This is a genomic window from Rufibacter latericius (genome assembly GCF_003721515.1).
In the GTDB taxonomy this organism is placed as follows: domain Bacteria; phylum Bacteroidota; class Bacteroidia; order Cytophagales; family Hymenobacteraceae; genus Nibribacter; species Nibribacter latericius.
Window position 1 is genome coordinate 914,047 of sequence record NZ_RJJD01000001.1, and the last position, 12,811, is coordinate 926,857.

Annotated in this window: 8 protein-coding genes; 1 reads left to right on the plus strand and 7 read right to left on the minus strand. The window is 53.0% G+C overall.

Annotated elements, in window-relative coordinates:
• Positions 1-98 precede the first annotated feature (98 nt).
• The 6 genes from EFB08_RS03595 to EFB08_RS03620 all read right to left on the minus strand — a co-directional run bounded on the left by EFB08_RS03595 (position 99) and on the right by EFB08_RS03620 (position 9,101).
• Complete coding sequence (locus EFB08_RS03595; protein WP_123125507.1) at positions 99-2,315, minus strand: S9 family peptidase; 2,217 nt, start codon at positions 2,313-2,315, stop codon at positions 99-101.
• 161 nt (positions 2,316-2,476) lie between these two features.
• Positions 2,477-4,249 carry a DUF885 family protein gene (locus EFB08_RS03600; RefSeq protein WP_123125508.1) on the minus strand — a complete coding sequence of 591 codons (1,773 nt, stop codon included), beginning with the start codon at positions 4,247-4,249 and terminating at the stop codon, positions 2,477-2,479.
• Positions 4,250-4,342: 93 nt separating this feature from the next.
• Positions 4,343-5,590: an NAD(P)/FAD-dependent oxidoreductase gene (locus EFB08_RS03605; RefSeq protein ID WP_123125509.1), complete on the minus strand. Its 1,248-nt coding sequence runs from the start codon at positions 5,588-5,590 to the stop codon at positions 4,343-4,345.
• Position 5,591: 1 nt separating this feature from the next.
• Positions 5,592-6,593: a 4-hydroxyproline epimerase gene (locus EFB08_RS03610; RefSeq protein WP_123125510.1), complete on the minus strand. Its 1,002-nt coding sequence runs from the start codon at positions 6,591-6,593 to the stop codon at positions 5,592-5,594.
• A gap of 6 nt (positions 6,594-6,599) precedes the next feature.
• Positions 6,600-8,054: an aldehyde dehydrogenase (NADP(+)) gene (locus tag EFB08_RS03615; protein ID WP_123125638.1), complete on the minus strand. Its 1,455-nt coding sequence runs from the start codon at positions 8,052-8,054 to the stop codon at positions 6,600-6,602.
• A gap of 114 nt (positions 8,055-8,168) precedes the next feature.
• Positions 8,169-9,101: a dihydrodipicolinate synthase family protein gene (locus tag EFB08_RS03620; protein ID WP_123125511.1), complete on the minus strand. Its 933-nt coding sequence runs from the start codon at positions 9,099-9,101 to the stop codon at positions 8,169-8,171.
• A 210-nt stretch (positions 9,102-9,311) separates the two neighbouring features.
• Between EFB08_RS03620 and EFB08_RS03625 the strand changes: the two genes are divergently transcribed.
• A complete protein-coding gene (locus tag EFB08_RS03625) occupies positions 9,312-10,220 on the plus strand; it encodes an AraC family transcriptional regulator (RefSeq protein WP_123125512.1) in 909 nt (302 codons plus the stop codon).
• A gap of 71 nt (positions 10,221-10,291) precedes the next feature.
• On the opposite strand, the gene EFB08_RS03630 is transcribed toward EFB08_RS03625, so the two are convergent.
• Positions 10,292-12,607 carry a S9 family peptidase gene (locus EFB08_RS03630; protein WP_123125513.1) on the minus strand — a complete coding sequence of 772 codons (2,316 nt, stop codon included), beginning with the start codon at positions 12,605-12,607 and terminating at the stop codon, positions 10,292-10,294.
• Between the last annotated feature and the right edge of the window lie 204 nt (positions 12,608-12,811).

Consider the following 12,811-nt stretch of genomic DNA (forward strand, 5'->3'; position numbering starts at 1 on the left):
TGGTTTTCTCAGGTTCTATCCGAGCTTTTTTAGGCCTGATTTCTAAAAAATAGCCTTAAAATGGGTTTAGCTTAATTGAAGGCAGCAGCGAAGAAAGCTTACCGTCCACCCGGTGGGCAATACTGCTTCAGGTAATTGGTGAACAAGGTAGCCAGGTGCGTGGAAGTCCCCTCCCCTTCTGAGATGCTGTGCGACCGGTTGGGGTACGGCATCATCTGGAACTGCTTGTTGTGCTTGATCAACTCGTTAATGAGCTGCTCAGCGTTGTTGTAGTGCACGTTGTCGTCGCCGGTGCCGTGGATGTAGAGCAAGTTGCCCTTCAGGTTTTTGGCGTGCGTGATGGGCGATCCGTTCACGAAATCTTCCAGGTTCTCCTGCGGCAGCCCCATGTAGCGTTCCTGGTAGATATTGTCGTAAGTAAGCTGATTGCCCACCGCGGCCACGGAGATGCCCGTTTTGTAGATCTGCGGAAACTGGAACATCAGGTTGAGCGTGGCCGAGCCGCCGCCGCTCCAGCCCCACACCGCCACCCGTGAGGTGTCCAAGAAGGGCTGCTTCAGGATTTCCTGCGCCGCCATCGCCTGATCTTTGATGTTGAGTTGGCCTACTTTGCGGTAGATGCTTTTGCGCCAGTTCCGGCCCTTCGGACCAGGTGTGCCCCGGTTGTCTACGGACACGTACACGTAGCCATCCTGGGCCATGTTGCCATTGTACAAATTGTTCATGCCGGTGCCATAGGAGTCCAGCACCGTTTGGCCGGCAGGCTCAGTGTAGACATGGAAGACTACTGGGTATTTCTTCTTCGCGTCGAAGTTGGTAGGCTTTACCATCCAGGCATCCATCTCCACGCCTTCTGAGGTTTTCACTTTGAAGAACTCTACAGGAGAATTGGCTTTGTTTGACTGGGCCAAGGCTTGATCTACCGCGCTGGTGCCGCCCAAGGCTTTATGGTCAGGCAGGGAAATGGATTCCGAGGCGGGTCTGGTGTAATGATTGGAGAAATTGTGGAAGGCGAACTTAGCGTTGGGTGACACGGTGTACTGGTGCGTACCCGGCTGCGAAGTGGGGGAAAGCCGTTCCAGTTTGCCTTTCCCGTTCAGCGCCACGCGGTACAGGTATTTTTGGGTGGCATTCTCCGGCGAGGCCATCACATACACGTAGCCCTCGGGCTCGTTCACGTTCACGATGGACATCACGTCATAGTTGCCTTTTGTGATCAGGGCTTCTTTTTTGCCGTCACGGCTCACGCGGTACAGGTGGCGCCAACCGTCTTTCTCGCTCGCCCACAAGAACTCTTTCCCGTTACTGAGCCAGTCCCAGCCGCCGTTGTTGTAATTGCTGTCCCAAGTAGAGATCACATCAATCCAGGCTTGGTCTTTCTCGGAATGGATGTTGGTGGCTTTACCGGAAGTGGCGTTGCAGAGGAACAGCTTGCTTTCATTCTGCTTGCGGTTCAGTTGCTGCAGGATTATCTCGTTGGCATTGGTGGCCCACTCCATACGTGGCACGTAATTCTGGCGGGGATCACCGGGAACGTCCATCCATTTGGTAGCACCCGCGGCCACGTCAATAACGCCAATTTTGTAGGGCGAAGGGGCTTCTCCCGCCGAAGGATATTCTACCGGTAAAACCTTAGAATAAACGCCATCGGTGAGGTTGAACATGAAGTAATCTTTCACGTCTGAGGCGTCTATCTGCCAGAAGGCTATTTTCTTACTATCGGGGCTCCAGCGGAAACCATCTCGGCAGGCGAACTCTTCTTCGTAAGCCCAGTCAAAGGTACCGTTGATGCGTTTGCGGGTACCGTCACTCGTGAGTTGCTTTATTTGTTGCGAGGCGATGTCCTCAGAATAGATATTATTCTCGCTCACGTAGGCCACCTGCTTGCCATCTGGCGAGAACTTGGCAAACATCAATGAGGAGACCGGACGACTAGCGCCCAGCTGCTGCAGTTTCTTCGTTTGGCGGTCATACACCCAGTAATCGCCGCGGGTGTGGTAGCGCCAGACTTTCTGGGTGTTGGTGAAGAGCAGCACTTTCTGCTCATCGTCAGAGAAGGCGAAACTGCGCACCTTCAAAGGTTCTGACTTCCCGGCGGGCACTAACTGTGCTTTCTCCACCAGTACCTGTTTGGTTTTGCCAGGCAAAGTATAGGCGGTAATGTTCCCCTCCTCCGGTACCACATAGGTATTTCCGGACTTAAGCCAAAACACGCCGCCTCGCTGCTGCGCGAACCCAGGCAAGCATAAAATCAGCAGTAGAATAAGTAAAAGGAAAACTGGTTTCCTGGAAGCATGGCGTGGCCTGTTATTCATAGATCTATTGAAGAAGATTTACCTGCAGTATCGTGTATTTTAGAAGAACCTCAAAGTGCCGATGCTAGACACCCTTGTTTTTGGCCTACTTTCCTAAAATTGGGCCTAAAATAAGGTTTGAAAAAGAATGTTGCACCTCGGGCTTTTAGGGTCTGGCCTACCTATTTTCTGGAAGCGGATTTTCCATTAGTGTTGCCATAGAAGCGCCAGTTGGAGGTAAAATCCTTGGACAGTTGCTGGTTCAGCAGGATGGCGCGGACCATCTCCACGGGCATGTTGTTTTCCTGGATAATCGCGTCATGGAACTGCTTGTTCGTCATCTTTCCGGTCTGCACCAGTTCTCTTTGTAAGGCGTAGAATTGTAGCCCACCAATCATGTAGGCCAACTGGTACAACGGACTGTACCGGCCCTCGAAGGAGCGGCGCACCTCACCTTCGGCGTTGGCGCGTTCGTGGCCTACGCGGTCTACCAGGAAGTCAATGCATTCCTGCGGGGTCCATTTGCCCAGGTGGTAATTGAGGGAGAAGATGATGCGGGCGCAACGGTGCATCCGCCAGAACAGCATGCCTACGCGGTCCTCGGCGGAGCGCGGAAACTTCTGGTCCCAGAGCTGCATCTCCCAGTAGAGCGACCAGCCCTCGGTCCAGAAGGGCGTGAAAAAAGTTCGGTAGGCTTTGTAACGGTCGTTCATGAAGCCCTGCAGGTGGTGCCCGGCGATTAGCTCATGGTGCACGGTGGCGCGGGAGAAGTGTGGGTTGTTGCCGCGCATGCTCATGAGTTTGTCTTCATGGGCCATAGTGCTGGTCGGGTACGAGATGATGAAGGTCTCCCCTCCCAGGAAAAAGGGGTTCACCAGTTGCCGCTCAGGGCTCATCATCTGCATGCGCCAAGTTTCCTCGGCCACGGGCGGAATGGTGATCAAGTCTTTTTCCTTCAGGAAGGCCACCGATTGGTTGTAGAGGTCCAGCATAGCTTCGGGCTGCTTGCCGGCAGGCACGTACAGGTTTTTAACCTTCTCCAGCGCCGCGTGCCAGTCTTTCCCGAAGCCCATCTCCTGCGAGGCCTTCAGCATCTCCTGGTCGCACCAGGCAAACTCCTTGTTGGCAATGTCAATCAGTTCCTCGGGGGTGTAGGGAATCATCTCAAACTGCAGCTGCCGGATCAGTTCATCCTTCCCGATGGGGTTACCCACGATGCCGCTCTGGTCTATCTTCTGGCCTTTCGCCGGAACCTTGCCTTTTTTCTCGGCCAGGGCCGCGTACTGGGTCAGCAGCGTATCTACTTTCTTGTACGGCTCTTTGGTCCACCATGAGAAGCTGGGCTCATAGTCATAGTAGAACGTGTAGACACTTTTGAGGGCATCCTTCAGGTCCAGCGTCACGCCTTGCAAGCGGTAGGCCAGGTCCCGGTCTAAACGCGGTTCAGCCTCCAAAGCGGTTTTGGAGGTTTTCAGGCTTTTCTCAATCAGGTTCAGTTCGGCGGCTATTTTCTGCCCGTCCACGTTGAGGCCGCGGCGGCGGGGTTTCTCCAGGGCGTAGATCTTCTCGGCGAACGGTACCCACTTGCTGATCTGGCTGTACTCATTGGCGGCCACGTCCAGCAGGCGCAACTCCTCGGCCAGGTCGCGTTTGGTGAGCAGGTAGTCTACCCGGCTGCCGGTGTTCAGGTTCTCGTAGTTGAGGGTGTTGAGCTGCTGCTGGTATTCTTTGTACAGTTTCTGAAAACGAGCCGTAAACTCGGGCGAGTTCTCCATGAAATAGAAGCGCCGGAGGCTCCCTTCATCGGCTTTCAGTTTTACCAGCAGGTTGTTCACCTCGCTTGTCTGTTCATACAGCACATTGGGGCTTTGGGCAAAGATGTCACCCGAACTTAGCAGGGTGAAAACAACCGGTAAAAAGGAAAGCTTCAGGAAACGGGGGCAACGGTGGGTCATGGTTTTCAGAAAGGGCTTAAGGGTCTCAGGTAAGTAGGATAAGCGCAATCAGGGTTTCCCTCTCCCTGGGAGAGAGGAACCTACAAAGATGTTTTAGCTGTACCGGTCCGGCGAGAAGGCGTCAATGGCCACCGATGATTTCCGGCTCATGAGTTCCTCGGTGAGCAGTTTGCCGGTGGCCGGGGCCAGGCTGAGGCCCATCATACTGTGGCCAGTACCGAACAGCACATTGTTCCAGCGGCTGGTGGCCCCGATGTAAGGCAACCCATCGGGCGAGCACGGACGCAGGCCACTCCAGATTTTGCCTTTTTCCGGAAAATCGGCCTTAAAACCGCCGTAGTATTTGGAGATGGAGTTGTGGATGCCTTTCACCCGGTTCAGGTTGATGCTGGTGTTGTCATTGGTGATTTCCATGGTGCCGCCAAACCGGATCTGATCCCCAAATGGCGTCACCGCCACGCGGGCCTCGGTGAGGATGGCGGGCCGCTGGATGGCGGGCGAATTCTTCGTGAGGAAGCTGTAGCCTTTGCCGCCCAGCATGGGCATGTTGATCTTGAGTTTCCGGGCCACTTCGCCGGCCCAGTTCCCGGCGGCAATGATGACCTGGTCTGAGGCGAACTCGCCTTTGTCGGTGATAACGGAGGTGACGGACCGGCCGGAGGTGGCAAAGTCCAGCACCTCGGCGTGGCGCACGATCTTCACGCCTTTTTTCTCCAGGTGCTTGATAAGATAAGCGTGTAGTTGCGCCGGATTCAGGTGCGCATCGCCGGGGAAAAAGACCCCGCCGCGCACGTCCATCCCGGCATGGGGCTCCAGTTGCTTTACTTCGTCCGGCGACAGGATTTCGGTTTCCAGGCCGTGTCTGCGGGCCAGGTGCGCGAACTCTACTTCTTCGTGGGCTGCTTCCTCCGTTTTGTAGAGCATCAGCAAGCCTTTTTCCTGAAAGCCAACTTCCGGCGAGTTATGCTGTCCGGCAAATTCCCCATACAGACTTCTGCTGTAAAGGCTCAGGTTCTTCAGGTACGGAATGCTGTATTCCACGTGCTTTTTGGTGGCCGCTTTGTAGAAAAGCAGGCACCATTGCGCCAGCCGCAAATCCAGTTTGGGGTGAATGTAAAACGGACTGGTGGAGGAAAGCATCCATTTCATGCCTTTGGCAATGATGCCCGGCGAGGCCAACGGCACGATGTGGCTGGGCACGATCATGCCGGCGTTGCCAATGGAACAGCTGTTGGCCATGTCTCCTTTGTCTAGGATGGTGACCTCAAAACCTTCTTCTACTAAGTAATAAGCGGTAAAGAGGCCGATGATGCCGCCCCCCACAATGGTAACTCTACTCATATTAAATCACTTGGAATCCGTGGACATAAGGGTCTTCGTCATCAAAGAAGATGGTGTTGAGCCCTGTAACGATGGCCCAGCCTTCAATGCCGGGCAGAATGGCGGGTTTGCCGGCAACCGTGGTTTCCCCCTCAATGGTGCCGTTGAAGATGGACCCGATGTAGCTTTCATGCACAAATACATCGCCCGGTTTCAACTTGCCTTTGGCATACCACTGGGCCATGCGCGCCGAGGTTCCGGTGCCGCAAGGCGAGCGGTCAATTGCTTTGTCGCCGTAGAAAACGGCGTTGCGGGCCGTGGAGGTGGGTTGCAGGGTATCGCCGACCCAGAGCACGTGCGACATACCGTTGATGGTAGGGTTCTCCGGATGCACGAAGCTGTACTTTTCGTTCATGCGCTCCCGGATGACGCGGCTCCAGGAAATCAGCTTATCGGCGGTGAATTCCTGAATACCCGGGAAATTCTCCTGCGGGTCAATGATGCCGTAGAAGTTTCCGCCGTAGGCCACGTCAATGGTCAGTTCGCCCAACTCCGGGCATTCTACCGTCAGACCCTCGGCGGCCAGGTAGGAAGCCACGTTGGTCAGCTTCACTGATTTTACCTTTTTGCCTTCCTGCTTATATTGAATTTTCACCAAGCCAGCCGGAGCTTCCAGGCGCAATTCACCGGGGGTTTTAGGCGTAATCAAGCCTTCTTCAATGGCAATGGTCACGGTGCCTATGGTGCCGTGTCCGCACATGGGCAGGCAACCGCTGGTCTCAATGTACAAAACCGCAACGTCGTTCTCAGGGTCATGCGGCGGGTACAAAATGCTCCCTGACATCATATCATGGCCGCGGGGCTCAAACATGAGACCTTTCCGGATGTAGTCGTATTCCTGCAGGAAGTGTTGGCGCTTTTCGCTCATGTTGGCGCCCTGCAAAACGGGTCCTCCGCCGGCCACCAGGCGTACCGGGTTCCCGCAGGTATGGGCATCAATACAGAAGAAGGTTTTTCTTGCCATAAAGGGTTAAATGGGGTCTTTGGTGAATTGTCCATCCACGGTGCGCCAGATGGAAAGGGGGTTCTGATCTTTTAGTTCATCGGGCAGGAGTTCCTGCGGTGCCGATTGGAAAGTGATAGGCCGGGCAAAACGCTTGATGGCGTTGGTACCCACCGAAGTACTGCGGCTGTCAGAGGTAGCCGGGAACGGTCCACCGTGCGTCATGGCGGGGCTTACCTCCACGCCCGTTGGCACGCCGGCGAACAACAGTCGACCGCACTTCTCACGCACGGTGTCTACCAGGTTTCCGGCTTCAGCTAATTCTGAGTTCGTTCCCCAGATGGTACAGGTCAACTGACCTTGCAGCAATTCTGCCGCTTGTTCCAACTCTGCCATGTCTCCGTAGGTCACTACCAACGTAAATGGCCCGAAAACCTCTTCCTGCAAGGCCGTGTTTTTGAGCCACTCACTTACGGTAGTTCTAGCTAGGGCCGCATTGCCGGTCAATACATCTTCCTCCGCCGTCACCAAAGTTTCCACGCCGCTTTCTGCCAATAATCTGGTCAACCCCTGGTAATAGTTCTTGGAGATGCCCTCGTGCAGCATTTTATCGCCGGTAGATTCACTCAGTTTTTGGGAAAGGAGGTCCAAAAAGGCTTCGGTGGTTTGGCACTGGGGATAAAACACTAAACCCGGACAGGTACAGAATTGCCCTACGCCTTGCAACACAGAGGCTGCTGCCTGTTCTGCCAAGGCGGCGGTCTCGGCTTCCGCTTTCTCAGGTAAAATTAAAATGGGGTTGATGCTTCCCATCTCGGCGTACACCGGGATAGGTTGCTCGCGCTGACAAGCCAGATCAAAGATGGCTTTGCCGCCTTTGTAAGAACCCGTGAACGCCACCGCCTTGGTTTTAGGATGCTTCACCAGTTCCTGCCCTACTTCAATGCCGCCACTTACGTGCTGGAAAACCCCGGCCGGCATTCCGCAGGATTCAAGCGCTTTCTGGATAGCACCAAACACCATCTGTGAGGTTTTAGGGTGACCCGGATGCTCTTTGTACACGACCGGACAGCCAGTCGCCAGCGCCGAGGCGGAGTCCCCGCCGGCGGTAGAAAAGGCCAACGGGAAATTACTGGCGCCAAACACCACCACCGGTCCCAAAGGAAACAGCATGCGGCGCAAATCTGGTCTGGGCAAAGGTTTTCTGTCTGGCATGGCCGGGTCAATGGTGGCTTCCAGCCAATTGCCCTGGTCCAGGAGATCAGCGAAAGCTTTGAGCTGGTTCATGGTGCGGCCCCGTTCTCCGGTCAGTCTCGCCAAAGGCAGATTGGACTCTTGGCTGGCCACCTGTAGCAGTTCCTCACCTAAAGCTTCTATCTCGGTGGCAATGGCTCTCAGGAAAGTAGCTTTTACCTTTGCAGGTGTTTTTTTATAGGTATGAAATGCTTCCTCTGATGTTTGCAGTACTTGGTCAAGCGGCATGCTTTGCATTGATTATCCTCCGTTTTAATAAATTCTCTTCCTTTCAGCGCAAGCCATCTTACCAGATGGCCCTATAACACCTAAGCCCATGTTCAATTACATGGGCTTAGGTGTTTACAAGGAGATAAGTTCTTTTTCTTTTTTGAACTCGGGCAAGGCCGGACGGTTTGCAAGGGCCTCATTGATAATGCCCAGAACTTCTTCGCGTTCTGCGCCTTCCAAAGGCAGGCGTGGCAGACGAACAGCTTCGGTTCCCAGGCCAGTACAGACTTCGGCGAGTTTGATGTTCTGCACCAGTTTAGGGTGTATGTCTAATTCCAGCAGCGGGTAGAACCATCTGTTAATGGCTACGGCTTCTTCCAGACGTCCGGATTTCACCAGATTGTAAATGGCTACGGTCTCACCCGGGAAAGCGCAAACTAAACCCGCTACCCAACCATCGGCACCCAGCACCAGACTTTCTAAGGCGATGGTATCCACACCGGAAAGGACTTTGAATCTGTCTCCGAAACGGGTCTTCATCTTGGTGATATTTCCTACATCGCGGGTAGATTCTTTCACCGCCTGAATGTTGTCTTCACTGGCCAGCTCTGCAAACATATCCAGGGTCACCAGGATGCGGTAATCAACGGGGTTGTTGTAGATCATGATAGGAAGCGGCGTTGACTGTGCTACGGCCTTGAAATAGGCTACGGTTTCCTTGTCATCCGCCTTGTAGCGCATGGGAGGCAACAGCATGAGTCCGCTGGCTCCGTTTTTACGGGCTTCCTCGGCCGCCTGAATGGCCTTGGCAGTAGACTGCTCGGCTACGTTCATGATCACGGGCACCTTCCCGCCCACGAAAGCAACGGTTTCTTTCACCAGAGTTGCTTTTTCTTCATCTGTTAAGGTGCTGGCTTCCCCTAAGGTGCCCCCTAAAATAATCCCGTCCACCCCGGCATTCAGCTGAGCCTCAATATTGCTCAGAAACGCAGGAATATCAAGCCGGTCATTATCCGTGAACTTGGTAGTGACAGCAGGGAAAACTCCTTTCCATTGTACATTCATGGCGTGCTTTTTTTATGTTACTGTATTTGATTTTATAATTTGTAGACCTGAATAAGAGCTTAACAAAACTAGCCGAAAGGGGCTGAAGCGGGTTCCTACATTTTACCCATTGGTAATACAGGATTATCAATTGGGCTTCTTATGCCGATTTCTCAATTAAGTTGGTTAAATTTAGGTACGTTCACCGTTTACTTTTTTCTCACCCAAACCATGAAACCCCTTCATTTCAAAATCCCGAAGACGTCAGGAGAATCGGTCCGGATTCAACATGATGAACAACGCCACTTCTATGAAAACCTGCATTTCCACCCGGAGCTGCAGATCATGGTCATTTGCGAAAGCACCGGAACCCGTTTCATTGGCGACAGCGTGGGTAGTTTCAATGCCGGGGACATCATTGTCTTAGGCTCCAACCTGCCGCACGTTTTCCGGAACGACAAAAGATACTACGAATCTGACTCTGAGCTGAAGGCCGTCAATATATCGGTGTTTGTGGACCTTGCGGCTTTTGAAGATAATCTTTTCTCGCTTCCCGAGGCTCATGGCCTGCAAAGATTATTACTCAACAGCAAACGCGGATTGCTCATTCAGGGCGAGACCCGGAAAAAGGTCTTAGCCTTGGTTCAGGACATGCGCTCTATGAAAGGTTTTGAACGCATCATCCAGGTCCTCATCATCCTCAACCTACTCTCCCACTCCAATGAAGTGGAAATGCTTTCCTCGGTGGGTTTCAACGCCAACCTCAACGAATCTGATAACCGCAAAATCAATGATGTCTTCAGTTACATCATGAACAACTTCACCGAAGACATCAAACTCAGCGATGCCGCCAACGTGGCCAACATGAGCGTGAATGCGTTTTGCCGGTATTTTAAGCAACACACCCAGAAAACGTACTCCCAGTTCCTGAACGAAATCAGGATTGGCCATGCCTGCAAGCTGCTGATTGAAGACAAATGGAACATCAGGGAAACGGCTTTTGAATGCGGGTATGACAATATCTCCTACTTCAACCGCCAGTTCAAAGACATCACCAATTTCACGCCCACCGAATATGTGAAGCTCCACAACACCAAGTTCACCAGTGACTTCTCTTTGATGGAAACCACCGAAGCCTAAAGTTTAGCCATTAGGTTACCCAACTAGGATTGGTTCTGTTTTGAGGCCGTTTTTGGGTTTTCAGGCCTAAACTAGATTTTAGACATTCCCTGGTCTTTGGTCTCCCAGGCTGGCGGATCTATGCCCAGCAGATGCTTCACGAAGAAGTCACGGCGCTTGTGCTCCCCATATTCCCCACCCGACGAGTGGCCCATTCCAGGTACCATCAGGAAGTCAAAGTTCTTGTTGGCTTTGATCAAGGCGTCTACCAGTTGCAGCGTGGAAGCAGGGTCTACGTTGTCGTCCAGTTCGCCCAGAATCAGCATCAGTTTGCCCTGTAGTTTGTGGGCGTTGACCACGTTGGAAGAGGCGGCGTACTCCGGCCCGATGGGGAAGCCCATCCACTGCTCATTCCACCACATCTTGTCCATCCGGTTGTCATGGCAACCCGCCGAGGAAACCGCCACTTTGTAGAACTCCGGCTGGAATAGCAAAGCCCCTGCCGAGCTCTGCCCTCCGGCGGATGTCCCGAAAATGCCTACCCGCGTCAGATCCAAATAAGGATACTTTTGAGCAGCAGCCTTCATCCAGGCAATGCGATCCGGGAAACCAGCGTCTTTGATATTTTTCCAGGCAACATCCTGGAAAGCCTTGGACCGATTAGAGGTTCCCATGCCGTCTATCTGCACCACCACAAACCCTAATTCTGCCAGTTCCTGCATGTGCCTGGCCCCGGAATTAAACGTCTTGGGCACAAACGCGCTGTGCGGCCCGGCATAGATGTATTCAATGACAGGGTACGTTTTGCCAGGGTCAAAATTGGTAGGCCGCACCACGATGCCCCAGATATCGGTTTGTCCGTCGCGGCCTTTGGCCGAAAACACTCCCGGGGCTTTCCAGCCGGTTTTCTGCAGTTCAGCGGCATCTCCTTTCTCCAATTCCATCACCACTTTCCCGTCGGTAGCACTTCTGAGCACCGTTACTGGTGGACTGTCTACCCGCGAGTAATTGTCCACGAAATACTTGAAATCAGAAGAGAAACTTCCGGTGTGGTGGGCATCTTCTTTGGTGAGGGCAGTAAGCCCGGAGCCGTCAAAGTTCACCCGGTAATACTGCACCAGATAAGGGTCCTGCCCTGCCTCACGGCCGCTTCCCTCAAACACAATGCTGCGGTCCTTTTCATTTACGTTGATGACTCTACGCACCACCCAATCGCCTTTGGTGATCTGGTTCTTGACTTGGCCGGAGGTACCGTCAATGAGGTAAAGGTGGTTCCAGCCATCGCGCTCAGAGGCCCAGATGATCTCTTTCCCATCACCTACATCCTGCCGGAATTTCTTGCCGCTATAGTCAATAAAGGTTTTGCTTTCTTCTTTGATCAAATCCCGCACCTTGCCTGTGAGCGCGTCCACTTCCAGCACTTTGTAAGCCTGGTGCCCGCGTTGGTTATACTCCACCGTGAACGCCTGCCCATTCTTCCGCCAGTTTGGGTTAGATAGGTCATATTGCTGCCCCACCCCGAAGAGCGCCGGGTCTACTGCGACCTGCCGTTTCTCCTCCACCAGAAAAAGTTGGGGAGCTCTTTGCGGCAGCGCATCGCCGGGTTTGAGGTAATTTCGGGTTTGCAGTTTGGGCTGGAGCTGATCCTTTGGGGAGGATTCGATCAGGTACAAGAGGTGCTCTTTGTTGGGACGAACCCGGTTGGTGGCCAGTTTTTTTGAATCCGGGGACCATTCCATTAAAGAAGAATAGTACTCCCCTGCCGAGCCATCGAAACTCAGTTGATGCTCTGTTTTCTTGTCTTTAACCGGCCGGATGTAAACGTTGTAGTTTTTGATAAAGGCTTCCCATTGTTTGTCAGGGGAAAGCACCGGCTTGTTGCTTTGGTCGCTCCAGCGATCCCCCCAATAACGGTTGTTTTGGTCCGGGGCTTTCCCCAAGTTCTGCAGTTTATAAGACCCCAAAGTGCTGCGCCACTTCGTTCCTTCCGCGTTGAATTCAATTGCCTTGTCGTCCTCCACAAACGTGACCTCAGAGAAAGGAAGATTGTACGCTTCCACGGGCTTGCCTAAAGCGGCTGATAATTCTTTGGCTAGTTTCTGCTGATCGAAGGCAGGTTTTTTGGATCGTTTCTGGGCATTCACCAACATAAACTCCTTCCCTTTGGGTGTCTGCCGCACATACCAGAAAGTGTCTTTTCCCTTCTCCCAACTGAACCGCGAGGGCGCATGGTACACCTTCGTATTCATGGCGACTTTCAGTTTCTCCGCCCGCTCATAATCTGCCTTGGTGCCCTGCGCCTTAAGTTGGGCAGAACTCAGCAGAACGATGGCACAAACCAAAATCTGTTTCAGTGTGAAGTGATGCCCACACGGGTTGATATTAGGAAGGTAGGGGAAGTGAAACATTTCAGGCAGGGGTTAGTGGAAGTGTATGGCAATATGTCTGTAATACCGGCAATTTCTGTTCAGCATATTAGCACGTCCTGATACAATATTAGCAGGACCGCCGTAGTTGGGATTTCAAACAACAAATCCGTAAACAATTCTTTATCAGAATGAAATACCCGTTTTACACCAGACCCTATTTCTGGTTCCAGTGAAACCGCTGTT

Coding starts and splice junctions, on each gene's coding strand:
- EFB08_RS03595 (WP_123125507.1), bottom strand. CDS start 2,315: ATGAATAACAGGCCACGCCATGCTTCCAGGAAACCAGTTTTCCTTTTA.
- EFB08_RS03600 (WP_123125508.1), bottom strand. CDS start 4,249: ATGACCCACCGTTGCCCCCGTTTCCTGAAGCTTTCCTTTTTACCGGTT.
- EFB08_RS03605 (WP_123125509.1), bottom strand. CDS start 5,590: ATGAGTAGAGTTACCATTGTGGGGGGCGGCATCATCGGCCTCTTTACC.
- EFB08_RS03610 (WP_123125510.1), bottom strand. CDS start 6,593: ATGGCAAGAAAAACCTTCTTCTGTATTGATGCCCATACCTGCGGGAAC.
- EFB08_RS03615 (WP_123125638.1), bottom strand. CDS start 8,054: ATGCCGCTTGACCAAGTACTGCAAACATCAGAGGAAGCATTTCATACC.
- EFB08_RS03620 (WP_123125511.1), bottom strand. CDS start 9,101: ATGAATGTACAATGGAAAGGAGTTTTCCCTGCTGTCACTACCAAGTTC.
- EFB08_RS03625 (WP_123125512.1), top strand. CDS start 9,312: ATGAAACCCCTTCATTTCAAAATCCCGAAGACGTCAGGAGAATCGGTC.
- EFB08_RS03630 (WP_123125513.1), bottom strand. CDS start 12,607: ATGTTTCACTTCCCCTACCTTCCTAATATCAACCCGTGTGGGCATCAC.